At 60.6% G+C, this 21987-nt stretch carries 24 protein-coding genes; 16 read left to right on the top strand and 8 right to left on the bottom strand.

Features of this window, described 5'->3' with window-relative positions:
• Positions 1–89 precede the first annotated feature (89 nt).
• The 3 genes from RHIBUN_RS0127315 to mobB are packed head-to-tail and all read left to right on the top strand — an operon-like array spanning position 90 to position 2153.
• On the top strand, positions 90–998 hold the full coding sequence (locus tag RHIBUN_RS0127315; protein WP_025662008.1) for a DMT family transporter: 909 nt from the start codon (positions 90–92) through the stop codon (positions 996–998).
• A 7-nt stretch (positions 999–1005) separates the two neighbouring features.
• Positions 1006–1638, top strand: a complete 633-nt coding sequence (gene mobA / locus RHIBUN_RS0127310; RefSeq protein ID WP_025662007.1) for a molybdenum cofactor guanylyltransferase MobA — start codon at positions 1006–1008, stop codon at positions 1636–1638.
• A complete protein-coding gene (gene mobB, locus RHIBUN_RS0127305) occupies positions 1638–2153 on the top strand; it encodes a molybdopterin-guanine dinucleotide biosynthesis protein B (RefSeq protein ID WP_025662006.1) in 516 nt (171 codons plus the stop codon). The genes mobA and mobB overlap by 1 nt, the downstream gene beginning before the upstream one ends.
• Before the next feature lie 94 nt (positions 2154–2247).
• Here mobB and RHIBUN_RS0127300 read toward each other — a convergent pair whose 3' ends face one another.
• Positions 2248–4473, bottom strand: a complete 2226-nt coding sequence (locus RHIBUN_RS0127300; RefSeq protein WP_025662005.1) for an OmpA family protein — start codon at positions 4471–4473, stop codon at positions 2248–2250.
• A gap of 326 nt (positions 4474–4799) precedes the next feature.
• Between RHIBUN_RS0127300 and RHIBUN_RS0127295 the strand changes: the two genes are divergently transcribed.
• From RHIBUN_RS0127295 to RHIBUN_RS0127280, 4 genes are all read left to right on the top strand, one after another.
• Positions 4800–5576 carry an ABC transporter substrate-binding protein gene (locus RHIBUN_RS0127295; protein WP_025662004.1) on the top strand — a complete coding sequence of 259 codons (777 nt, stop codon included), beginning with the start codon at positions 4800–4802 and terminating at the stop codon, positions 5574–5576.
• A 113-nt stretch (positions 5577–5689) separates the two neighbouring features.
• Positions 5690–6493: an ABC transporter permease gene (locus RHIBUN_RS0127290; RefSeq protein WP_025662003.1), complete on the top strand. Its 804-nt coding sequence runs from the start codon at positions 5690–5692 to the stop codon at positions 6491–6493.
• Positions 6490–7320, top strand: coding sequence for an ABC transporter permease (locus tag RHIBUN_RS0127285; protein ID WP_025662002.1), 831 nt, complete (start codon positions 6490–6492; stop codon positions 7318–7320). The genes RHIBUN_RS0127290 and RHIBUN_RS0127285 overlap by 4 nt, the downstream gene beginning before the upstream one ends.
• 159 nt (positions 7321–7479) lie before the next feature.
• Positions 7480–7746 (top strand): aspartate-semialdehyde dehydrogenase, encoded by a 267-nt coding sequence (locus RHIBUN_RS0127280; protein ID WP_025662001.1) that lies wholly within the window; start codon positions 7480–7482, stop codon positions 7744–7746.
• A gap of 18 nt (positions 7747–7764) precedes the next feature.
• On the opposite strand, the gene RHIBUN_RS0127275 is transcribed toward RHIBUN_RS0127280, so the two are convergent.
• On the bottom strand, positions 7765–8487 hold the full coding sequence (locus tag RHIBUN_RS0127275; protein WP_025662000.1) for a DUF2270 domain-containing protein: 723 nt from the start codon (positions 8485–8487) through the stop codon (positions 7765–7767).
• A 125-nt stretch (positions 8488–8612) separates the two neighbouring features.
• Here RHIBUN_RS0127275 and RHIBUN_RS0127270 point away from each other — a divergent pair, with 125 nt between their 5' ends.
• From RHIBUN_RS0127270 to RHIBUN_RS0127255, 4 genes are all read left to right on the top strand, one after another.
• Complete coding sequence (locus tag RHIBUN_RS0127270; RefSeq protein WP_025661999.1) at positions 8613–9428, top strand: class I SAM-dependent methyltransferase; 816 nt, start codon at positions 8613–8615, stop codon at positions 9426–9428.
• A gap of 98 nt (positions 9429–9526) precedes the next feature.
• The gene (locus RHIBUN_RS0127265) at positions 9527–10210 is read left to right on the top strand and encodes a glutathione S-transferase family protein (RefSeq protein WP_025661998.1); all 684 of its coding nucleotides are present in this window, start codon (positions 9527–9529) and stop codon (positions 10208–10210) included.
• Complete coding sequence (locus RHIBUN_RS0127260) at positions 10207–10539, top strand: metalloregulator ArsR/SmtB family transcription factor (protein WP_025661997.1); 333 nt, start codon at positions 10207–10209, stop codon at positions 10537–10539. Before RHIBUN_RS0127265 ends, RHIBUN_RS0127260 begins: the two co-directional genes overlap by 4 nt.
• Positions 10540–10547: 8 nt before the next feature.
• A complete protein-coding gene (locus RHIBUN_RS0127255) occupies positions 10548–11024 on the top strand; it encodes an SRPBCC family protein (protein WP_025661996.1) in 477 nt (158 codons plus the stop codon).
• Between the two features lie 370 nt (positions 11025–11394).
• On the opposite strand, the gene ssuD is transcribed toward RHIBUN_RS0127255, so the two are convergent.
• Positions 11395–12570, bottom strand: a complete 1176-nt coding sequence (gene ssuD, locus RHIBUN_RS0127250) for an FMNH2-dependent alkanesulfonate monooxygenase (protein WP_025661995.1) — start codon at positions 12568–12570, stop codon at positions 11395–11397.
• Positions 12571–12887: 317 nt separating this feature from the next.
• Between ssuD and RHIBUN_RS0127245 the strand changes: the two genes are divergently transcribed.
• Positions 12888–13805, top strand: a complete 918-nt coding sequence (locus RHIBUN_RS0127245) for an NAD(P)-dependent oxidoreductase (protein WP_280949582.1) — start codon at positions 12888–12890, stop codon at positions 13803–13805.
• Positions 13802–14503: a DNA alkylation repair protein gene (locus RHIBUN_RS0127240; RefSeq protein ID WP_025661993.1), complete on the top strand. Its 702-nt coding sequence runs from the start codon at positions 13802–13804 to the stop codon at positions 14501–14503. Before RHIBUN_RS0127245 ends, RHIBUN_RS0127240 begins: the two co-directional genes overlap by 4 nt.
• Positions 14504–14559: 56 nt before the next feature.
• Here the strand turns inward: RHIBUN_RS0127240 and RHIBUN_RS0127235 are convergent, their stop codons facing one another.
• Both RHIBUN_RS0127235 and RHIBUN_RS0127230 read right to left on the bottom strand, forming a co-directional pair.
• Complete coding sequence (locus RHIBUN_RS0127235) at positions 14560–15549, bottom strand: sugar-binding protein (protein WP_018854790.1); 990 nt, start codon at positions 15547–15549, stop codon at positions 14560–14562.
• A 48-nt stretch (positions 15550–15597) separates the two neighbouring features.
• Positions 15598–16578 (bottom strand): NAD(P)-dependent oxidoreductase, encoded by a 981-nt coding sequence (locus RHIBUN_RS0127230; protein ID WP_025661992.1) that lies wholly within the window; start codon positions 16576–16578, stop codon positions 15598–15600.
• A 213-nt stretch (positions 16579–16791) separates the two neighbouring features.
• Here RHIBUN_RS0127230 and RHIBUN_RS0127225 point away from each other — a divergent pair, with 213 nt between their 5' ends.
• Both RHIBUN_RS0127225 and RHIBUN_RS0127220 read left to right on the top strand, forming a co-directional pair.
• Positions 16792–17535, top strand: coding sequence for an ATP-binding cassette domain-containing protein (locus RHIBUN_RS0127225; RefSeq protein ID WP_037217718.1), 744 nt, complete (start codon positions 16792–16794; stop codon positions 17533–17535).
• 36 nt (positions 17536–17571) lie between these two features.
• On the top strand, positions 17572–18567 hold the full coding sequence (locus RHIBUN_RS0127220; protein ID WP_018854787.1) for an ABC transporter permease: 996 nt from the start codon (positions 17572–17574) through the stop codon (positions 18565–18567).
• 20 nt (positions 18568–18587) lie between these two features.
• On the opposite strand, the gene RHIBUN_RS0127215 is transcribed toward RHIBUN_RS0127220, so the two are convergent.
• The 3 genes from RHIBUN_RS0127215 to RHIBUN_RS0127205 form a co-directional block, all read right to left on the bottom strand.
• Positions 18588–19076, bottom strand: coding sequence for an Lrp/AsnC family transcriptional regulator (locus RHIBUN_RS0127215; RefSeq protein WP_007533095.1), 489 nt, complete (start codon positions 19074–19076; stop codon positions 18588–18590).
• A gap of 68 nt (positions 19077–19144) precedes the next feature.
• Positions 19145–19795: a uracil-DNA glycosylase family protein gene (locus RHIBUN_RS0127210; RefSeq protein ID WP_025661990.1), complete on the bottom strand. Its 651-nt coding sequence runs from the start codon at positions 19793–19795 to the stop codon at positions 19145–19147.
• Positions 19789–20325, bottom strand: coding sequence for a thermonuclease family protein (locus RHIBUN_RS0127205; RefSeq protein WP_025661989.1), 537 nt, complete (start codon positions 20323–20325; stop codon positions 19789–19791). Before RHIBUN_RS0127205 ends, RHIBUN_RS0127210 begins: the two co-directional genes overlap by 7 nt.
• A gap of 106 nt (positions 20326–20431) precedes the next feature.
• On the opposite strand from RHIBUN_RS0127205, the gene RHIBUN_RS0127200 reads away from it, so the two are divergent.
• A complete protein-coding gene (locus RHIBUN_RS0127200; protein WP_025661988.1) occupies positions 20432–21967 on the top strand; it encodes a HAMP domain-containing sensor histidine kinase in 1536 nt (511 codons plus the stop codon).
• Positions 21968–21987: the final 20 nt, after the last annotated feature.

Here is a 21987-nt window from a genome sequence, read left to right as displayed (position 1 = left end):
AATCGAATTATTTCGGGTGTGTCTTTCGTTCGATACCCATGGCGCCTGGCACGCTCTAAAAGCACGTGTACGAGAATCGGAATATCGACATGCCGCGGTCCCGCAATACCCAGGGCGCCATCTACATGAGTTCGGCCATGGCCGGATTTTCCTGCAGCGACGCACTTTCCAAGTCAGTTATCGCTTACATGAATGCCGGCCAGATCATGTGTCTGCGCGGCCTCTTCACCAGCATCTTCGTCTACTTTATCGCGCGCCACATGGGTGCCTTGCGATCGTGGCGCATCATCCTCAAGCCCATGATCATCATCCGCGTCATTTGCGAGATATTGGCAGCGGTGACTTATATTACGGCGCTCGGAATGATGCCGATCGCGAACGCATCAGCCATCCTGCAGTCGCTGCCGCTGGTCGTGACCTTCGGCGCGGCACTATTCTTCCGCGAACCCGTCGGCTGGCGTCGCTGGTCGGCCATTCTCGTCGGCCTGATTGGCGTGCTGATCATCATTCGGCCGGGACCGGACGGCTTCACGGCTGCAGCTCTCCTTTGCGTTGGCAGCGTCCTCACGACCGCCGGCCGCGACCTCGCCACCCGCGGCATCGCCCCAGAGATCCCATCGCTTATGATCACAGTGGTGACGGCCGTCTCCGTGACGGTCGTCGGCGCATTGCTGACGCCGCTGCTGGGAGGATGGGAGCCGGTCAGCCTGACTTCGCTTTCGCACCTGCTGCTCGCCGCCATTCTCGTCCTGGTAGGCTATCAGTCGGTCATCATGGCAATGCGCACCGGTGAAATCTCCTTCGTGGCACCGTTCCGCTACACCAGCCTGATCTTCTCGACATTACTGGGCTTCGTCTTCTTTGCGGAGTTTCCCGATGTCTGGACGCTCGCCGGTGCAGCTATCGTCATAGCGTCTGGCCTCTACACGTTCTATCGTGAGGCCAAGCGCCATGTACCGCCGGTCGCCCAGGAGTCCGAGCCGAGAACCCCCGTCTGAGGCAACCATGAACGATTTTGTGCTGGATAGATCCAATATTCCGGGTGTGGTCCTGGCGGGAGGACGCTCTTCGCGCATGGGCCGCGACAAAGCCTCCGTGCGGCTCGATGGCCGCACCCTGCTGGAGCGCGTCATCGAACAGCTCGAGCCCCAGGTGAGCACCCTTGCCGTCAACGCCGACGCGACGCCGGAAAATTGCCGGCATCTGTTCATTCCTGATATAGTTCCCGGCAAAGCGGGACCGATGGCCGGCATCCATGCAGCGATGACCTACGGTGCATCGCTTGGGGGTGTCACACACGTGGTCACGGTTTCTGTCGACAGTCCATTCTTTCCGAGCGACCTCGTCGATTGGTTCGCCGGCGTCATCGATGCACCTGGCAAGATTGCCATTGCCGCCTCGGAGGGCCGCAGCCATCCGGTGTTCGGCCTGTGGCCCGTCAACCTTGCCGATGACCTGGAATCCTGGATCGCAACCGACGAAAAACGCCGTGCGCGCGACTTCCTTCTACGGCATGACGTTACGGAAGTTGCCTTCCCGCTGCGCCCGACGCGGGCAAGCCTCCTCGATCCGTTTTTCAACGTCAACACGCCGGACGATCTCGCTGAGGCGGAACGCTGGCTCAAGGTCATGGTCTGATGGACAAACCGAAAGTCTTTGGCATCGCGGGCTGGAAGAACTCGGGCAAGACCGGTTTGGCGGTCCGCCTCGTCGAGGAATTCACCCGCCGCGGCTACCGCATTTCCACTATCAAGCATGCCCATCATGACTTTGACATCGACAAGGTCGGTGCCGATAGCTACCGCCACCGACAGGCCGGCGCTCACGAAGTGACCATCGTCTCCGGAACGCGTTATGCCATCATGCACGAATTGCGCGGCGCCCCAGAGCCGACATTCGACGAAATTCTTGCCCGCATCGAGCCCTGCGAACTTGTCTTGATCGAGGGCTACAAGCGCGAACCGATCCCGAAGATCGAGGCGCGGCGGCTCGAATCCGCCAACCAGGAACCCCTCGCCCCGACGGATCCCCACATCGTTGCCATCGCGGCCGATCACCCGATCGCCGAAGGCTTTCTGCCGGTATTCAACCTCGATGACACCCAGGCAATCGCAGACTTCATTTCCGGAATAGTGGAGCTGCCTGCAAAGTAGGAAACGTTACGACCTAGCTAGTGCGCTCGCGCCAGAACCGCAGAGCGCGCAAACGAAAGCCGCCGGTCTCCCGGCGGCTTTCGATCAGTTTCGATTATCGGCTCGCGGAGGCGACCGGGCGTACCAGCGCCGTCACGCGACGGATGGTGACGCGGCGGTTCTCCTGGTTCGGCCCCTGCGTGTTGACCTTGAGGTAACGTTCGCCGTAGCCCTGCGTCGCCAGGTTCTCCGGCGGGATGCCGTAAACGTCGGTCATGACGTTCGCCACCGATTCCGCGCGTTGGTCCGAGAGGACGAGGTTGCTCTGGTCGGAGCCGACCGCGTCCGTATGACCTTCGATCAGGAAGGTTTCCGACGGATCCTTCCGCAACACCTCGTTGATCGCATCGGCGACCTTGCGCAGGCTGCGCGCCTGGCTCATCGGGATCTCGGCACTCCCCGTTGCAAAGGTGATCGTATCTAGGTCGATACGGCGAACCTTGTCGCGGATGCGCGCCGAGTACTTCACCTCATCCAGCGAATAGACCCGTTCCACGGGCTCTACCGGCGGCTCGCGCAGGAAGTCGTAATAGTCGCGATCGTCGTCGCTGCTTGTGTCCATGATGTAGTCGTCGAGCGGAATGCGCAGGCGCATCGGCGGCAGGTCGCGACCTGGATCTTCGAAGTAGCCGCGGTCCGGATCTTCGTAGAGACCGGGCGAATAATAGAGCACGGACTCGCGGCCGCCGTTGTCGATGCGCGACCGTTGAATGATGTCGCCGTAGCGGTTGCGGATCGTCACGATCTGATAGCCGTCGCGGTCGATCGTCTCACGGTAACGGTCCCGCGGCAGCTGTTCGTAGGTCGGCCGTTCGCCGTCACGCAGGAAGCGCCGGTCGTCATCGCCGCGAACGATCGTCTGGTTGTTGATCTGGATAATCACACGATTGTCGTCACCACGCTCGCCGAAGCGCGCGCCTTCAGGCCGTTCGAACCGCGGACGCGTGTCGAGACGCCGGCCCTGTTCGCTGGTCACGGCTTCGATCTTGATCGGAGCAGCCTTGGCGCCCTCGCTTATGATCTGGGCCTCGGCGTCGGTTTTCGGAACCCGGAAATTCTGCTCCTGGCCGCGTTGCCTGTCGCGGTCACGACGAGACTGGATGCCACCCGAGCGGTCGGCGTCCTTATCGCTGTCGAGAACGGCAGCACCGTTTTCAACCGGCAGAACGACGGTCTCCGTGCTCTTGCTCGGGTCCGCGGCAATCTCCTTGCGGCGCTCGAGTTCCTTGGGCGTGATTTTCTCCGGAGCCGGGATAACCTGCTCGGCCTGGCCCACTGCCGGCTGATCGGTCGGCTGCGCCGGAACCTGTTCACCCTGCTGCTGAGCCGGTGCTTGATCACCCTGCTGAGGTGATGGAACCTGTTCGCCCTGTTTCAGGATCGGCCGCGTGTCCGTCGCCGGCTCTTGCGCAGGAACGGGCGGCTTCTCGGCCGTCGGCGACTCTACTGGAGCAGGCGCCTGTTCCGCGGCTGGCGCCTGCGCTTCAGCGGCAGGCTTCTTGCGCGGCTTCACCGGCTGCTCAGAGCTTTCGGTCGCCTGCTGCTTGCCTGCCTTGCTCGTGGGCTGCGGCGCTTCGCCCTGCGGCTGAGCCTGCTCCTGCTGCGGGGCGACCTGCTCGGTCTGCGGCTGCGGCGCGGCCTCCTGCTGAGGTTGCTGCTTATCGCGCTTGTTGCGACGCAGCTTTTCCTGGCCTTCCACAGGCTGCTGTTCCTGGGCCGCCGGGGCTATCTGTTCCTGTGGCGCCGCAGGCTCAGCCTGTTCAGCGGCCGGCTGCCGCTTCTTGCGCGGCTTTTCGACAGGGGCTGCTTCCTGCAACTGCTGTTCCTGGGCCGGGGCTATCTGCTCTTGCGGAGCCGCAGGCTCTGCCTGCTCGGCGGCCGGCTGCCGCTTCTTGCGCGGTTTTTCGACGGGGGCTGCCTCCTGTAGCTGCTGTTCGACGACAGGCTCTTGCTGTGGCGCGGGCTGTGCCTCTGCTGCCGGCTCACGCTGCTTGCGTGGCTTTTCGGCAGGCGCTTCCTGCGATTGCTGTGGCTGCTCCTGCTGGGCGACCGGCGCCTGTTCTTCACCGCCGCCGCCATGCTGCTTGTGGTGCTTCTTCAGAAGCTCTTCATCGGAGGGCGCATCCTGCGCAACCTCGAAGCTGCCCGCGACCGCTTGCGGTGCTGTCTGAACCTGTTCAACGCTGGCAACTGCGGCAAAGGATTGCACTGGAGGCATCACAAGCGACAGCGACAACAGCGGAAAGGCGGCACTTGCAAACAATCTGGATTTCATTCCCATAAAGGGGCTCCTCGTTGACTTCATTTTCTTGGGACGTGGTCGTGGCCACGTCCGATTTTGGGGCACTCATCCGCGGCGAAAACCGCGCGGGGACTGCATTTGTTCCACGAGTCTTAGGAACTGCAGCATTAACCCGGTATGAATGTGGCAGTGCGGCATTGTTCATCTTCGACATAGTTGATCGTTCGCGGCACCCCCCTGCGATTCCAGTTGCAATTCCGCTAAAAAAGGTTTGAGTATCGCGCCAAGGCCGTGTCTTGCACCGCCCTGCTCAGCCGCCGTCCAAAAGAAGAACACGAGCGGCAGCACCAACAGAGAGGACTAACATGCGTATCTCCACCCGTATTCTTGCCGCCGCTTCCGTCGCCGCGATGTCTCTTTTCGCAGGCGCCGCCATGGCTGATGGCGAGAAGTATGTCATCGGAACAGACTCGACCTACCCGCCCTTCGAATATGTTGACGCCGGCGGCCAGTTCCTGGGCTTCGACATGGACATCGCCCGCGCGCTCTGCGCCGAGATGAAGGCCGACTGCACCATCGTCAGCAGCGACTGGGACGGCATCATTCCGGCCCTGCAGGCCAAGAAGTTCGACATGATCATCTCGTCCATGTCGATCACGCCGGAGCGCTCGAAGCTCGTCGACTTCACCAACAAATACTACAACACCCCGCCGGCAATCGCCGTGCCGAAGGATTCGACCGTCACCGACGTTGCCGGCCTGAAGGGCAAGACGATCGGCGCGCAGACCTCGACCACCCACTCGAACTACGCTGAAAAGCACCTGCCGGATACCGAGCTGAAGCTCTACCCGACGGCAGACGAGTACAAGCTCGACATCACGAATGGGCGCGTCGATGCCGTCATCGACGACATCGTCGTGCTGTCGCAGTGGGTCAAGTCGGATGCCGGCGCATGCTGCAAGATCCTGACGCCACTGCCGGTCGACAAGGAAATCAACGGCGTTGGTGCAGGCATTGCCGTCCGCAAGGGCGACGACGCGCTGCGCGAAAAGCTGAACACCGCGATCGCCGCGATCCGCACCAGCGGTGAATACAAGAAGATCCAGGACAAGTACTTCGACTTCAACGTTTACGGCGAATAAGAAAAGCTGTAGGTCGCTGATAAAGCTGATGGCGGAAGGCTTGCTCTTCCGCCATTTTTGTTTGACAACGATAGAAAGATCAAAGCGGTAGAAACCGCGAGGGGAAAACTGGCATGAGCGGATTATTTTCCGCGCTAGGTCCATTCTGGGCCTGGATTGGGCATATCTTCGATCCGCTTTGCGGACCCGCAGGACTCTTCACGTGGTTCGGTTCCTCGACGATCCTTGCCTGTGGCGACACCGGTTGGGGCGATGAGATCGCCGCCGGCCTCAAGGTCACAGTTGCGGTCGCTCTGGTTACCCTTCCAATCGGACTTGTCATCGGCTTCCTCGTCGCACTCGGCCAACAATCGGAAGAGAAATCGGTCCGCCTCGCGGCCGGCATCTACACCACGATCTTCCGTGGTCTGCCGGAACTGCTGACGCTGTTCATCATCTATTACGGCATGCAGATCCTGATCCAGTCCGTCCTCGCCTCCATGGGCTATGACGGCCGGATAGAAATCAACGCTTTCTTGGCGGGCGTGATCGCGCTTTCGATCGTATTTTCGGCCTATTGCTCGGAGGTGCTGCTCTCGGCTTTCCGCGCCATCCCGAAAGGCCAGTACGAAGCCGGGGACGCACTGGGCTTTCATCGTGGGCGCACGTTGCGCCTGATCGTGTTGCCGCAACTGGTGCGCATCGCCCTTCCCGGCCTGGTGAACCTCTGGATGATCCTGCTCAAGGATACGTCTTACGTCTCGATCATTGGCCTTGCCGATATCCTGCGGCAGACCGGTGTCGCCGTTAAGGTCACCAAACAGGCATTCCTGTTCTATACCGTCGCCTGCGCTCTCTATCTCGGCCTCGCCATCATTTCCTCCTTCGGCCTTCGTTACATCGAACGGTGGGCCAAGCGTTCGGAGATCAGCCGATGAGCCACGCCCAGACCCTCATTCCGGCGCAACCGGCCCCGAAGCAAGCGCACAAGCCGATCACCGCGACGCGCATTACGGGATACGTTGTCGTCGCTCTCTGGATCGTCCTGGCTGCCGCACTTGTCACGATGGTCGTGACCGGTTGGGATCCGGAGAAGTTCACCCGCTACGGTCCCCGCTACCTGCATGGTCTGTATACGACGATTGCCTTGGTGGTGATCTCGGTATTCTTCGGCGCCATCTTGTCGCTGCCGTTGGCCTTTGCCCGCATGTCGAAGAACAGGTTCATCAACGGCATCGCCTACTGCTACGTCTATGTGTTCCGCGGCACGCCGCTGCTGGCACAGCTCTTCCTCATTTACTACGGCCTGGGCAGTTTCCGTCCCCAGCTGGAAACGGTCGGCCTGTGGTGGTTCTTCCGCGATGCCTGGTATTGCGGTCTGTTTGCGATGACCATCAACACGGCTGCCTATCAGGCTGAAATCCTGCGTGGCGCCATCCAGAGCGTTCCGCGCGGCCAGCACGAAGCCGCGGCGTCGCTCGGCATCCACCAGGTCATCGCCTTCCGCAAGATCGTCTTGCCGCAGGCGCTGATTGTCGCCTTGCGGCCCTACGGCAACGAGATCATCCTGTTGATCAAGGGCTCTGCGGTTGTCGCCATCATCACCGTTCTCGACCTGATGGGTGAAACGCGCTACGCCTTCTCGCGCACCTTCGATTACCAGACCTACCTTTGGGCAGCGATTTTCTACCTCACCATGGTCGAAGCCCTGCGCCATCTCTGGGCCTGGATCGAGCGCCGCCTCACCCGCCACCTGAAGCGCTGAAAAACCTGGCAGCACTCGCCGATGAGAGCTGCCAACGATTTGAAATTGCGAAAGAAATTCCTGAGGCACTAGCAATTCGTCAAGCTTCGGTTAAGCATGTAGTGGTTCCATTTCATTGATCGCTAATGAGCGACCATTGGAACCAGAAGCGAGACGACGATGCACAAGGACATGGAAAGGCAGCTTCAGGGCTACGGCCTCACGACGGCCCAAATCATCTACCGGATGCCGGATCACCAAACGATCCTACAGACCTACATCTGGCAGGACTACGACCTTGCACCGGATTTTCCGGAAATGCGCAGCTTCCTGACGTTCTGGCAGGAAAAGCTCGACGGACCGCTGCATTCGGTCCGCTACATGCACCGCAAGCTCATCTCGGCCACCGAATGGCGGGCGCTGAGAGGCGAGTTCATCATCAACTGATCGCGCTGCGAACGCCGATCAGACATGAGCCTCCCCTTTGACGAACTCGTCTTCGTCCATCTCCCGATGCAGTGTGCCATAGAGGATACCGGCATAGCCCAAGGCAACCAGGCAGAGCACGGCCCAGCCCGGGATTGGCCCAAGTGCCGCGTTCTCGACTACGTAAGTCCATGAATGCGTCTGCGTCAGCGGATTGCCCTCTGTCTGGAGCTTCGGCGTGGTGATCTTCAGACACCATGCGAGCAACAGGATAAAATACATCCAGCAATAGTTGCGGCGCAGTCGCCGCTTGACCGCCCCGGGGTAGCTCAAGAGAAATTGCGGCTTGCGCAAGCTCCTGGCGATCGCGCCGGCCCAATCGGGCCTGGATTCGCCGTTCGGCGCAAGAATTTGTGCGAAATAGCCCCGCTCCAGCTTCCGCACTCGGGCGCGGTAGATATCGAAGAAGCGGTATCGGCGCGCTTCGATGAGCAACAACAGGGTGATCAGCATCATCCCGAAAAGCAGCACGCCATGGTGCGAGGTCGGCGTCGATAGTGAAACGGAAAGCAGTGCCGCCGAGACCGTGATCGCCCAATTTGATGTTCGGTCGATGCGATCGCGCCAGCTTATCATCCGGCCGAGCTCTCCCCGATAATAGTGGCTGAGCGTATTCGTGATCTCGCTTGGCGTTGCCGGGAGCGCTGGTCGCGGGCTATCCAGCTCTATCTCGAAGTTTGCCTTACTGATTTCGGCCACCATGGTATTTCCTCCATTTTGTTCTTATCCATTAGAGGATCCTTATTCTGCGCCTCGAACGTCGCCATTGCAAAAGACAATCAGTCGCCGTAGACGCAGCTCTGGAATTAAAACGATGGTGAATTGCTATGGCCAAGAAGATCGACGAAGACGCACTCGCGGAAGCCTATAACCGGGCTCTTGCCCTCGAGAAGGCGGGAGATGTCGATGCTGCCGTAAAGGCCTATGAAGAGGTCCTGGCCATCGACCCCGAGGATCATGGCGGCGCCGCCGTCCGGATCGCCTCCATGGGACGCGGCGAGACGCCGCCCAAGGCGCCGGACGCCTATGTCGAGACCCTGTTCGATCAGCACGCCGAAGTCTTCGAGGACGTTCTCGTCGAACAGCTCGGCTACCACGTGCCGATGATGGTGCGCCAGCGCCTGCAGGAGCTGAACCTTGGCCCCTTCAAGCGCATGCTCGACCTCGGCTGCGGCACTGGCCTCACCGGCAGCGCGCTCAGCAACCTCTGCGAGGACATGACCGGCATCGACATTTCCGAAAACATGGTCGAGATCGCCCACGAGAAGGAGCTCTACGACACGCTCTTTGTCGCTGAGGTCGAAGACTTCCTTGAAGACAATGACGAGGATCCGTTCGATCTCATCACCGCGACGGATGTCCTGCCCTATCTCGGCGCGCTCGAACCGCTGTTCTTCGGTGTCGCGGAAAACCTGAACCCCGGCGGTTTCTTCATCTTTTCATCCGAGGAACTGCCCGAAGCCTCCGCAAATGGCCAACCCTACATGGTCGGCCCGCATCAGCGCTTTTTGCATTCGGCAGCTTATATTCGCGAACGCCTCGCAGCGACGGGATTCGAGCTCGTCGAGATGCGAGAGATCAACGTTCGCATGCAGGAAGGCAATCCGAGCCCGGGCCACCTGGTGATTGCGCGGATGGCTTAATACTTATCCATCCACGCAACTTTCCTGTTGCGAGCGAAGCGGCACCCTGATACTTAGCCATCCACGCAAGTTTTAAAACAACGTGAAAGGCCGGCCGCATGTCGCTCTTCCTCCACAGTCATCCGCTTGCATCCTTCTGCCACAAGGTCCTGATCGCCCTTTACGAGAATGGCGCGCCCTTCGAGGCGGTCCATGTCGATCTCGGAAACGAGGCATCGAGAGCCGCGTTCCTCAGCGTCTGGCCACTCGGAAAGATGCCGGTGCTGCGCGACGAGGCACACAATCGCACTGTCCCTGAAACGACGATCATCATCGAGTATCTCGATCGCTACTATCCGGGTGCGACGGCCCTCATCCCAGGCGATTTCGACAAAGCGCTTGAGGTCCGCCTGTGGGATCGCTTCTTTGACCTGCACGTGCAGGAACCGATGCAACAGATCGTCGCCGAACGTCTGCGCGGCGGCGGCGATCCGAGCCGCGTGGCCGGTGCTGAGGCGGCGCTGCGCAAGGCCTACGGCATGATCGAGCAGAAACTCGGCGAACACCCTTGGATCGCAGGGGATAGCTTCACCATGGCCGACTGCGCCGCGGCACCCGCCCTCTTCTATGCCGAGACCCTTGTCCCTTTCGCCGGCCAGCCAAGCCTGCGGGCTTACTACGACAGGCTACTGGCGCGCCCGTCCTTTGCACGGGTCCTTGAAGAAGCGCGGCCGTATTTCAGATTCTATCCCTACCGGGAACGGCTACCCGCACGCTTCCGGCCGGACGAAGCCTCTATATGATGGACGAACCGGCCACACTCGATGAGATGTTCCACGCGCTTTCGGACCGCAGCCGGCGCGGGATGGTTGATCGTCTCGGCCGCGGGCCAGCCTCGGTGTCAGAGCTTGCCGAGCCTCTGTCGATGGCTCTGCCGACCGTTATGAAACATCTCGCCGTGCTGGAAAGGAGCGGCCTTGTCCATTCCGAAAAGAGCGGCCGCGTGCGGACTTATCGCCTGGAAGCAGGCGCATTGGGCCAGGTGGAACGCTGGCTTGCCGGACACAAGGCAAGCTGGAACGCCAGCTTTGACCGACTTGAACGATTTCTCTCGGACGACCAACCGGAGTGACGAACGACATGACAAGACATTCCGCCATGCACGAGACATTCGCAATCGAGCGAAAGATGCGGGCGCCGGTCTCACGGGTGTTTGCCGCCTGGGCCGATGCGGAGGCCAAGCGGCAGTGGTTTGCATGCCACGACGAGTGGGTGCCCATCGAATACAGCCTCGAGTTCCGCATCGGCGGCCAGGAGCGCAATCGCGTCGCAGACAGCGACGGCGTGCTGCATGCCTACGAGGCGCGCTATCTCGATATCGTGCCGCAGGCCCGCATCATCTATGCCTACGACATGAAGCTCGGCGAAACCCGCATTTCGGCATCGCTTGCGACGATCACCTTCGAAGCTACGCCATCAGGAACAACCATGCTCTTTACGGAACAGGTCGTCTTCCTCGATGACTATACCGACGGTGGCTCGCGACGGCAGGGAACGGAAATTCTGGTCGATCGCATACAGGCGTTTGTCGAGCGCGACGGCAGCACAGCGCACTAAATCTTGAACCGGTTTCATGCTAGGTTGGCGCCTCGGCATCTCACGGCGGCAGGCGAGGCAGTATGACTGCAGATAAACGACACACACAAACCGGATCCACGCTCAAGCGGCGGCCGAGATTCAATCCCAAGCGCGGCCCCAGGCCAAGCGTCCTGGCCCGGGCCAATCGCACGGTTGCCTGGGGAGCGTCCTTGGTTATCGCTGCCTTTCTCCTGATTGTCACAGTCAACGCGTTGGTGCACTAGCCGGAAGAGGCCGGGCTGTAGCTAAGCCAGCACCACCGGTCGACGCAGGATCCGGCGAGGATGGTCGGCAGGTGCGTCGTCGATGAAAGCGCGCCGCCCGACAACAGACGGCGCCGGTTGGCACATCAGGAGCCGGACACCACTTTGAGGTTTCCACCATGGCTGCCGCCACCGAAGACCTGATGCTTGCCGAAATCGCTCTGGAAGCCGTGACGCTGCTCTTCGCGCGTGATCCCGAGTTCCGGGAACAGTAGCTCGGCAACGCGATAGGCCTCCTCGAGATGCGGATAACCGGATCCGATGACCGTATCGATACCGACGTCCTGATATTCCCGCAGGCGAGCGGCCACGGTCTTCGGCGACCCGACAAGTGCTGTCCCTGCCCCGGCGCGCACCAAGCCGACACCGGCCCAAAGGTTCGGCGACACTTCCAGCTTGTCGCGCCGGCCACCGTGCAGGGCCGCCATACGCTGCTGGCCGACGGAGTCGGATTCCTTGACAAAGCGCTCCTGCGCCTCGCGGATCGTCTCATCGTCGAGTTTCGAGATCAGACGATCGGCCGCTGCCCATGCTTCCTCATCGGTTTCGCGGACGATGAAATGCAGGCGAATGCCGAAGCTGACCTCGCGCCCCTTGTTCGCCGCGGCAGCCCGTACCTTTTGAACCTTTTCTGCAACCTGAGCCGGCGGCTCGCCCCAGGTCAGGTACTTGTCGACGCGGCCGACCGAGAAGTCGATACCAGCATCCGACGAACCGCCGAAGTACAGGGGCGGCCGCGGGTTCTGCACCGATGGAAAGCCAAGCTTCGCATTCGTCGCCTTGATGTATCTGCCGTCGTAACTCGCGACACCCATTTCGAGCAGCTCTTCGAAGACCGTGAAGAACTCATCGGCATGGGCATAGCGCTCGTCGTGGGCCAAATGAATGCCGTCGCCGGCAAGCTCCGCCGGACTGCCGCCGACGACGATGTTGAGCAGCAGGCGCCCATTCGAAATACGGTCCAGCGTCGTCGTTAGACGCGCGTAGTATGCCGGTGATGCCGTACCCGGACGGATTGCCACCAGAAACTGCAGCTTCTCGGTCTTGGCCGCGAGCGCTGCCGCTGTCACGAAGGATTCTTCACAGGCAACGCCCGTCGGCAGCAGCACGCCGGAGTACCCAAGGCGATCAGCCGCCTGGGCAATCTGGGTGAGATAACCGATTTCCGGCGCGCGCGTCTGCTCGTTCGAGCCGAGATAGGCACCATCCCCCGAGGTCGGGATGAACCAGAGGAAATTGATGGGATCGTGTTTGCCGGTCATGGAAATGATGCCTTCTAGTCGGAATTGAATTAGCTTTGCTTTGCGTGCGAGGCGCCCGTCGTCGGTGTTCAGGACGGTGCCATGCCGAAAAGCCCCAGTGTTTGACGTCGTAAAATCATCGTCTTCCCTCTCTGGAAGTCAGCCGCTCTCGGCGCTCCAGTGTCTGGTTGCAATTTTGACAAAAACCATCAAATCGATCGACATTTGTAATTATTATCTTTCGAGGCTCGCCGGATTATCCGAACCGGCAATTGCCGCTTCCGGAGAAAATTTTTCCGCCACGATGCAACCCGCACTTCGACGGCTTTCCGAGCGCCGTGCTTTCCGCTAATCCTCATGCCCGGCATTCAGGAGAGGATTGGCACATGGCAAAAGTCGCATTCATCGGTCTTGGCGTAATGGGGTTTCCCATGGCTGGCCATCTCAAGGTGAAGGGCGGCCATGACGTTACCGTCTACAACCGGACCGCATCGAAGGCGGCGGCCTGGGCGGAGAAGTTCGGCGGCAGAGCGGCCCCAACACCCGCCGAAGCGGCCAAGGATGCGGATTTCGTCTTTACCTGCGTCGGCAACGACGATGATCTCCGTTCGGTGACAACAGGTGAAAACGGCGTTCTCCAGACGATGAAGCCCGGCGCGATCCTGATCGACAACACGACCGCGAGCGCGGAAGTTGCCCGCGAGCTCGATGCCGCCGCAAAAGGCAAGGGCTGCGCCTTTATCGATGCCCCGGTATCGGGTGGACAGGCCGGCGCCGAGAACGGCGTCTTGACCGTCATGTGCGGTGGTGACGAGGCTATCTTTGACAAGGCAAAGCCGGTGATCGATGCCTACGCCCGGATGGTCGGCCTCATGGGACCGGCGGGCGCCGGTCAGCTGACCAAGATGATCAACCAGATCTGCATCGCCGGCCTCGTCCAAGGGCTGGCGGAGGGCATTCACTTCGGCAAGCGCGCCGGCCTCGACATCGAGAAGGTCGTCGAGGTTATCTCCAAGGGTGCTGCCGGCTCCTGGCAGATGGAGAACCGGCACAAAACGATGAATGCAGGCAAGTACGACTTCGGCTTTGCCATCGACTGGATGCGCAAGGATCTCGGGATTGTGCTCAACGAGGCACGCCGCAACGGCGCGAAGCTGCCGGTGACGGCCTTGGTCGACCAATTCTATGGTGACGTCCAGGCCATGGGCGGCAATCGCTGGGATACGTCCTCGCTCCTGGCCCGTCTCGAAAAATGATCGGTCCCTCCTCCAGCAGCGCGGAGCTGATTGCGCATCTGCAAACGCTGCGCTCGGAGGAAAACATATCAGGCATGGCCCGTTTCGGCATCGTCACCGAAACGGCGCTCGGCATCTCCAATTCGGATCTCCGAAAGATTGCCCGATCGGTGAAGCAAAGTAACAGCCGTGCGCTGGAGCTGTGGCAAGGCAACATCCGCGAAGCGCGCCTGCTAGCGCTCTATACGGCCGAACCGCAGAAGCTCACGGCAGACCTCGCCAGAACATGGTCCGATGACTTTCACTCGTGGGAAATCGTCGATACGGCGGCAGACCTCTACGTCGAGGCTGGTCTCAAGGCGCTCATACCTGAATTCGCAGCCGACGATCGCGAGTTCGTTCGGCGAACTGCCTTTGCGATGATTGCCCGCGCAGCCGTGCATCTGAAGAATGAGCCGGACGACACGATCCTTGCCTGGCTTCCACTTATAGACGCGCACGCTCGCGACCCGCGCAATTTCGTACGCAAGGCGGTCAACTGGGCGCTGCGAAACATCGGCAAACGCAACCTGCATTGCCATGCTCGCGCATGCACAGTCGCAGAACGACTTGCCGCATCCGACGGCCGGACCGCGCGCTGGATCGGCAAGGACACCGTCCGGGAACTCAAAAGCGAGAAGGTCATCGCGAGGCTCGAGCGAAAGTCGGCAACGCGATAATAGCTGTAAAAGACAGCGAGCGGATGATGGTATCCGCCCGCCGTCCTTCCCCCCCACTATTTCTGGATGCAGGTATCGACCGTATCCTTGGTGCACTCATCGAGGCCGGTGAAGACTGGATCCGGGACCGTCTTGCCGGCGATCAGGTCCATCATCACTGACGGTGCCTTGTAGCCCATTTCGAACGGCCGCTGGCCGACAAGAGCGGTGACGAGACCTTCCTTGGCGATCGCGACTTCATCACCGATCGTGTCGGCCGCACCGATCACGAACTCGTTCTTGCCAATCTTTTCGGCCATCGGCTTGAACAGGTCGCGATAGGGCTGCGGCGCGCCGAACAGCGGCCAGCCGCCCATAATCCCGAAAGCATCGAGATCCGGGTTTGCCTGGAGAATGTCGGTCATGGCCTGAACGCCTTTGGCGCCATCGTCGTTCGTGAAGACCGGGCAACCGGCAACTTCGGTCCACCCGCCCTCGCCTTTCAGCGCGGTCAGGCCTTTCTGGCCGGTCAGGGTGTCACGCATCCCCTGCGCGCGACGCAGAATGTTGTCGGCACCCGGGTTGCCTTCGATCGTGCAGATCTTGCCGCCCTGCGGCTTGGCCTTCTTGATGTACTCGCCGATGCGCGCGCCCATCAGATAGTTATCGGTGCCGAGATAAGTCTTGCGCAGTGCTGAATCTTCCGCCGCAAGGTCGGCGTCGAGCGTCATCACGGGAACCTTGGGATTTGCCGTCTTCAGCGTCTGAGCGATCAGTTTGGCGTTCGACGGAGAAATGGCGATGGCCACCGTTTCCGCCTTGCCCAACACGTCCTGAACGATTTGCGCTTCGCCGGCTTCATCCGAAGTCGATGCAGGGCCAGTGTAGAAGCACTCGTATTCGGAGCTGGCGTTTTCCTTGTTCCACTTCTGGCAGCCTTGGTTGATTGCCTCGAAGAACGGGTTGTCGAGGCCTTTCACAACGATGACCAACTGTTTCTTGGCCGCCAGCGCCTGTCCCGCCGTCAGCGCCAGCACCGCGGCTGTAAGCAATAATGCCTTCCTCATAGCTTCCTCCCATTGAAAAAATGGCGGACGCCATCGTCCGCCACATGATCAACCCGGATACCAGACGATGCGAGGATCCTCCTCCAAACGCACATACCCCCAGGCCGAGTCGATTAGCATTTCCAGATCGTAGACGGGCCGCCATTCGAGCAGGTATTTCGCCTTGCTGTTGTCCATCCAGTTGGAATGGAACTGGCTCGGTATATCGACCGCACCGAGGCCGCGCGTCCGCGAAAGGTGGGCGGCAACCTCGCCGTAGTCGACAGGTCGGTCCATGCAGATGTTGAACAGCTGACCTCGCGCGCGCGGATTGTCGAGCGACGCGAGGATCGCCGAAACCAGATCGTCAACGTGAACGAAATTGCGCTTCAGCGGCCTGCCGTCGGCATCGCGCAACAACGGCACCGTCTGCTCCCGCTGATAGCGCTCCGCATCAGCCCGCGGCACGAGTGTCTTCCAGTCCGGCCCGCCGAAAACATCGTCGCCGAACGACAAGGTGAACTTGAAGTCGTCCTTCTCCATGATCCAGGGCGCGCGCAAGCAGCAGCCATTTATGCCATACTGTATCTGGAACTGCTCCAGCATCACCTCTTCCAGCACCTTCGACAGCGCATAGCAGCCGGGATAGGCTTGGTGAGGCGTAGCCTCTGTGATTGGCGCTTCATGGCGATAGAAAAAGTGCCCTATCCCTGCATCGCCGCCGATAAGAATGAATTGGCGCGCAGTAGCGCTCGTCCTGAAGCCCTCGAGCAGCCAGAAAAGTCCCTTGACGGTGACGTCCATGACATCTTCAGGCGTTTCCTTGCATGTCGCGAGATGCACGACATGCGTGACGCCGGCAAGCGCATTCGACACGGCCCCTCGATCGCTGATTGAGCCTCGCACAGCTTCGACGCGCTCGTTTTCCGGGCACAAGCGATTATGACAAAGCGCGCGAATGCGCGCCTTGGAAAATCGCGGATCGTCGAGCAGCCCCCCGATGAAGCGCTGCCCGACCTTGCCCGTTGCACCGGTGACAAGGATCAGCATGCTCTCCTCCGTCAACAGCTAATATACAGAGACCTCCGCGCGTCAATCGAATTGTAGTATGAAACGAGTAATTGTAACAAAGACGGTAAATTAGCAGCATCCGATTGACGGTTTCGCACGGTTCTGGGTAAATGTTGTAAGCGTTCGCAGGGAGGAAACTGGCGAGCGAATCAGCGGCCCCAAGAAAGGGTCGCGCTTTGGGAGGCTAGACGGCTGGTGGCAGTTCTTGAGCTCGCCAACATCTCCAAACATTTCGGCGCCATACAGGCGGTCAACGACGTTTCGTTTTTGCTGGAAGCGGGAGAAGTCGTCGGATTGATGGGCGATAATGGCGCCGGCAAATCGACGCTCGTGAAAATGATCGCGGGCAATTTCCGTCCGAGCCATGGAACGATGCGGCTCGACGGCAACGACCTCATTCTGCATCGACCAATCGAGGCCCGGCAGCGGGGCATCGAGATCGTCCACCAGGACCTGGCGCTCTGCAACAATCTGACGGCCGCAGCGAACGTGTTCCTCGGCCGCGAGATGCGCCGTGGTTACGGCCCCATGCGCATTCTCGATTACAAGACGATGTACAAGCGCGCCGGCGAAATCTTCAAGGAACTGAAATCGGAGACGCGGCCGCGAGATCTGGTGAAGCAGATGTCGGGTGGTCAGCGCCAGGCCGTCGCAATCGCTCGCACCATGCTGGCGGAAGCGAAGCTCGTGCTCATGGACGAGCCTACCGCCGCCATCTCGGTTCGCCAGGTTGCCGAGGTTCTTGCTCACATCCGTCAACTGCGCGATCGCGGCATCGCGGTCATTCTCATCAGCCACCGCATGCCTGACGTTTTCTCGGTCGCCGATCGGGTGATCGTCATGCGGCGCGGGCGCAAGGTTGCCGACAAGCCGATAACGGCGAGTTCGCCGGAGGAAGTCACCGGGCTCATAACAGGCGCAATCGAACAGGTGTGACTGGCAGCCGCTCCCTAACGTAAGTGAAGGTCGACCATGGCAATAACCCTCGATCAGACGATAGCGCAAAGGCAGCGCAACTGGTTCTCGTCCGTATTCGCGAGCCAGACCTTCTGGGTCCTCGTCGCCGTCATCATCGCCTGCATCTTCCTGTCCTTCGCCACGAGCTCCTTCGCCACCCCCACCAATCTCTACAACATCACCCGCAACGTCACCTTTGTCGCCATCATTGCTCTCGGCATGACGCTGGTCATCATCACCGGAGGCATCGATCTGTCCGTTGGGTCGGTTCTTTGCCTCTGCAGTATGGTGTTGGCGGTTACGATGCATGCCGGCTATGGGATCGGGACCGGCATTGCGGCCTCGATCGGCACGGCGCTGGTGGTCGGCGCCTTCAACGGCCTGTTGATTGCCTATCTCGGATTCCCGCCGTTCGTCGTCACCCTTGGCATGCTGTCAATTGCCCGCAGCCTCGCAATGGTGGCCTCCAACAATACCGTCGTCTTCCAGTTCGGCCCGGATCACGACAAGCTGCTGGCGCTTGGCGGCGGCGCATGGCTCGGCATCGCCAATCCTGTCCTTTACATGGCCGTGCTGGCGCTGCTGACCGGCTTCGTGCTGCGCTGGACGCGCTTCGGCCGTTATGTCTTCGCGATTGGTGGAAACGAGCATGCAGCCACGCTGACGGGCGTGCCTGTCAGGAAGATCAAAGTCGCGGTTTATATGATCTCGGCTCTCTCAGCCGGTGTCGCCGGCATCATCCAGACCGGATGGCTGGGTGCCGTAACCACGAACATCGGTGCAGGGATGGAACTGCAGGTCATCGCCGCAGCCGTCATCGGCGGCGCCAATCTTGCAGGCGGCGTCGGCACCGCCTTCGGCGCCATTGTCGGCGCCGCGTTGATCGAGGTCATCCGCAACAGCCTCGGCCTGCTCGGCATCAACGCCTTCTGGCAGGGCACCTTCATCGGCGGCGCGATCGTTCTCGCGGTTCTGTTTGACCGGCTCAGGAACCTGCGGCAGAGCGACTAGCAACTGCCGCGGCTCTCGTATCAGTCCTCGTTCGACTTCGCGTTGTCGAGGATCATGTAATCGAGCGGCAACTGCGTCGAATACTTGATCTGCTCCATCGCGAAGGCGGAAGACACGTCGCGAATCTCGATCTTTGCGATCATCCGCTTGTAGAAGGCGTCATAGGCGGCAATGTCAGGCACGACCACCCGCAGAAGGTAGTCCACGTCGCCGCTCATGCGATAGAACTCGACCACCTCGGGAAAATCGGCAACGACTTCCGAAAAACGCCGCAGCCACTCGATCGAGTGTGTTGCGGTGCGGATCGAGACAAAAACCGTGACCTTTGTGTTGACCTTTTCCGGGTCAAGGATGGCGACGCGCCGCTTGATCACGCCATCCTCTTCCATCTTCTGGATGCGCCGCCAGCAGGGTGTCGTGGACAGCCCGACCTTCTTGGCGAGATCGGCAACAGCCAAAGTCGAATCCTCCTGCAACAGGCGCAGGATTTTGCGGTCGAGACGGTCCATACGGAAAAGCCCTTTCGAATTTATTTTCTTTGTATAGCGTGATTCCGGCAGTTTAAAAGAATTTTGTTTCAGCGCAGCAATGAGGCGACCCGCTCGCGCAGCACAGGCAACAACTCCGTCTCGAACCACGGGTTGCGCTTGATCCATCCGGTATTGCGCCAGCTCGGATGAGGCAGCGGCAAGATGCCAGGCATGCGGACCTTCGACAGCGTCGTTCGCCAGGCTCGCACCGTCTCCGTCATATTCTCGCTGCGCTCCGCGCCCATGTGCCACGCCTGCGCATATTGGCCGACTGCAAGGACAAGCTCGATCTGCGGCATGGCCGATATGACCCTGCTCCGCCAATGCGGCGCACATTCACGCCGCGGCGGCAGGTCGCTTCCCTTCGAATCATAGCCGGGAAAACAGAAGCCCATCGGCACGATGGCGAAACAGTCGGGGTCGTAGAACGTCTCCCGATCCACCCTCAGCCAGTCGCGCAACCGGTCGCCGGATGCATCATTGAAGGGAATGCCGCTCTCATGAACCTTGAGGCCGGGCGCCTGCCCCGCGATCAGGATCCTCGCCTTCGACGATATCACTGCGACCGGCCGCGGCTCGTGCGGCAAACGACCATTCGCGCCGCCAAGCGGCGTGTCACGACAGATGCGGCAGGCCGCAATCTCCTGCCGAAGACTATCGAGCGCTGCCTCGTCCGGCGCACCTCTTGAGATCACCATCCGAGCAACCCCAGGACACCTCGTGCAACTGGTCGCGGCGCATGGTCGCGTACGCTCCGCGGCATCTCGAACGTGCCCTCCCAGAGCCCGACCTTCTGCGCCCTCGCCCGCGCCTCCTCGTCACCATACGCTCCGTAGGATACCGCCATGCCCTTTCGCACCATCGTGGCGTTGAGATCCGCCCCCCCAGCATGGCAGACCACCAGCAGGCGATCGAAACGGTCCCGTTCGGTTCCCCTGCATTGCGTATCGTTGGCCCTGACAAGGGCTTGCAACGCCTGCTTCGCCTCTCGCCCGCACGCCCATTCGCTGCCCGCACGCTCGCATGTCTGGCTGAGCTCGGGCGCGTCGATACCGTATAGCCGCATCCGATCGCCGCCTATGTTCAGGCTGTCGCCGTCAGCCGCATGAAACTGGCCGGAATAGACCGTTGCCGCGTCATCATTCAGCTTGGCTGCAATCAGCCACAGGAATGCCAGCAGAGCCAGCGCCGTCACGCCGTCGCGCATCACCCGCAAACCGCGCGTCACGCTTTCGCCTCCTTAAAAAACAAATCCTTGGCAAAGATGGCTAACACCATCTTAAGGATTGCGCTTTACGGTTTAGACAACCGCGGATCAAGTTTCAACGTGCACAATGGGTACTGGCGTTAGCACATCGACCGACAAGAACATCGTCGACAAGTCACGCAGCCACCGCAACAAGCCAGTGTCGAAGGCTGTGCGGTTGACGCGGGAGCGCCTCCAGTCGAGCCACGCCGCAAGCGGTACGTTCGATCGCGACGTGCTGGTAATGTATATCAATACGGTCCTGCAGGGCGCATCGATCGTCCCGCTCTTCGTCATGATCATCGCCGCCCTCGGCGTCTACTTCACCGAAAACACGCAAATCTTTCTGTGGGCGCTTCTGACCCTGACGGCCCATGCCACCAACGTATTTCTGGCGCGCCGCGCCCGAGGCCAGGAGATCAACGCGACGACGGCCCGCAAATGGCGCCGCCTTCTCCTGTTTGGACAATTCATGGTCGGCTGCTGCTGGGCGGTGTTCGCCCTGCAGGACTGCATGGCATGCGAACCCTCGAGCTTCCTGCTCTACAAGGGGGCCACGCTGCTGATCGCACTCTCGATCACTGCGATGTCGAACTTCATGCTGACGCCGTCGGTGCTCATCACGTTCGCACCGGTCGTCCTCGGACTGATCGCCCAGGCTGGCCTTTCCCGTGGAATCCTCGAGATCAGCCTGACGGCCGTCTTCACCACGACGGTTATCCTCTTCAACTACATCAGCGACCGGCTGTTCCAGTCCAACCTCAGGATCCTCGCCTATCAGGCCGAGAAGGACGACCTGATCGCCGAGTTGGAAGTCGCAAAGTCGATGTCCGATGAGGCCCGCCGCCGGGCGGAAGAAGCAAACCTCGCAAAGTCCCGCTTCCTCGCATCCATGTCGCACGAATTGCGCACGCCTCTCAATGCGATCCTCGGCTTCTCGGAAGTCATGTCCGCCGAAGTGATGGGGCCGCTCAACAACGCCACCTACAAGGAATATACCAGCGACATTCACCGCTCGGGTGAGCATCTGCTGAACCTTATCAACGAGATCCTAGACCTCTCGCGCATCGAGGCCGGAAAATACGAGCTGAGCGAGGAAGCCGTCTCGCTGCTGAACATCTCGGAAGATTGCATCGGCATGGTGCAGCTACGCGCACGCGGCAAGAACATCACCATCTCGCCGCAGTTCGAGGCCGAATTGCCGGCCGTTTGGGCGGATGAGAAGTCATTGCGTCAGGTCGTCCTCAATCTGCTGTCCAATGCCGTGAAGTTCACCCCGCAAGGCGGCGAAATCCGCGTCAAGGTCGGCTGGACCGCCGGCGGGGGCCAATACATCTCCATCAAGGACAATGGCCCCGGGATTCCTGAAGAAGAGATCCCCGTGGTTCTCTCGGCCTTCGGCCAGGGGTCGATCGCGATCAAGAGCGCCGAACAAGGCACCGGCCTCGGCCTGCCGATCGTTCAGGCGATCCTCGCCAAGCACGACGGCCAGTTCATCCTCAAATCGAAGCTGCGCGAAGGCACCGAAGTCATCGCCATCCTGCCCGCCAAACGCGTGCTCCAGACTGTCCCGGCGGTCGAAGATGCGCCGGCGGTCTCCCGCAAGCGCCGGAGTTTTGCTTGACCGTCTGGTCGACCACAGGC

Source organism: Rhizobium sp. IBUN, from assembly GCF_000510625.1.
Lineage (GTDB): Bacteria > Pseudomonadota > Alphaproteobacteria > Rhizobiales > Rhizobiaceae > Rhizobium > Rhizobium altiplani.
The sequence above is the reverse complement of the archived record's forward strand: the minus strand, read 5'-3'. Positions and strand labels throughout refer to the sequence as shown.

Excerpts from the sequence above, each read along its gene's own strand:
- RHIBUN_RS0127270 (WP_025661999.1), top strand. The coding sequence starts at position 8,613 with ATGGCCAAGAAGATCGACGAAGACGCACTCGCGGAAGCCTATAACCGG.
- mobB (WP_025662006.1), top strand. The coding sequence starts at position 1,638 with ATGGACAAACCGAAAGTCTTTGGCATCGCGGGCTGGAAGAACTCGGGC.
- RHIBUN_RS0127210 (WP_025661990.1), bottom strand. The coding sequence starts at position 19,795 with ATGGTGATCTCAAGAGGTGCGCCGGACGAGGCAGCGCTCGATAGTCTT.
- RHIBUN_RS0127220 (WP_018854787.1), top strand. The coding sequence starts at position 17,572 with ATGGCAATAACCCTCGATCAGACGATAGCGCAAAGGCAGCGCAACTGG.
- RHIBUN_RS0127255 (WP_025661996.1), top strand. The coding sequence starts at position 10,548 with ATGACAAGACATTCCGCCATGCACGAGACATTCGCAATCGAGCGAAAG.
- RHIBUN_RS0127300 (WP_025662005.1), bottom strand. The coding sequence starts at position 4,473 with ATGGGAATGAAATCCAGATTGTTTGCAAGTGCCGCCTTTCCGCTGTTG.
- RHIBUN_RS0127265 (WP_025661998.1), top strand. The coding sequence starts at position 9,527 with ATGTCGCTCTTCCTCCACAGTCATCCGCTTGCATCCTTCTGCCACAAG.
- RHIBUN_RS0127200 (WP_025661988.1), top strand. The coding sequence starts at position 20,432 with ATGGGTACTGGCGTTAGCACATCGACCGACAAGAACATCGTCGACAAG.
- RHIBUN_RS0127260 (WP_025661997.1), top strand. The coding sequence starts at position 10,207 with ATGATGGACGAACCGGCCACACTCGATGAGATGTTCCACGCGCTTTCG.
- RHIBUN_RS0127290 (WP_025662003.1), top strand. The coding sequence starts at position 5,690 with ATGAGCGGATTATTTTCCGCGCTAGGTCCATTCTGGGCCTGGATTGGG.
- RHIBUN_RS0127315 (WP_025662008.1), top strand. The coding sequence starts at position 90 with ATGCCGCGGTCCCGCAATACCCAGGGCGCCATCTACATGAGTTCGGCC.
- RHIBUN_RS0127275 (WP_025662000.1), bottom strand. The coding sequence starts at position 8,487 with ATGGTGGCCGAAATCAGTAAGGCAAACTTCGAGATAGAGCTGGATAGC.
- RHIBUN_RS0127230 (WP_025661992.1), bottom strand. The coding sequence starts at position 16,578 with ATGCTGATCCTTGTCACCGGTGCAACGGGCAAGGTCGGGCAGCGCTTC.
- ssuD (WP_025661995.1), bottom strand. The coding sequence starts at position 12,570 with ATGACCGGCAAACACGATCCCATCAATTTCCTCTGGTTCATCCCGACC.
- RHIBUN_RS0127295 (WP_025662004.1), top strand. The coding sequence starts at position 4,800 with ATGCGTATCTCCACCCGTATTCTTGCCGCCGCTTCCGTCGCCGCGATG.
- RHIBUN_RS0127235 (WP_018854790.1), bottom strand. The coding sequence starts at position 15,549 with ATGAGGAAGGCATTATTGCTTACAGCCGCGGTGCTGGCGCTGACGGCG.
- RHIBUN_RS0127280 (WP_025662001.1), top strand. The coding sequence starts at position 7,480 with ATGCACAAGGACATGGAAAGGCAGCTTCAGGGCTACGGCCTCACGACG.
- RHIBUN_RS0127215 (WP_007533095.1), bottom strand. The coding sequence starts at position 19,076 with ATGGACCGTCTCGACCGCAAAATCCTGCGCCTGTTGCAGGAGGATTCG.
- RHIBUN_RS0127240 (WP_025661993.1), top strand. The coding sequence starts at position 13,802 with ATGATCGGTCCCTCCTCCAGCAGCGCGGAGCTGATTGCGCATCTGCAA.
- mobA (WP_025662007.1), top strand. The coding sequence starts at position 1,006 with ATGAACGATTTTGTGCTGGATAGATCCAATATTCCGGGTGTGGTCCTG.
- RHIBUN_RS0127285 (WP_025662002.1), top strand. The coding sequence starts at position 6,490 with ATGAGCCACGCCCAGACCCTCATTCCGGCGCAACCGGCCCCGAAGCAA.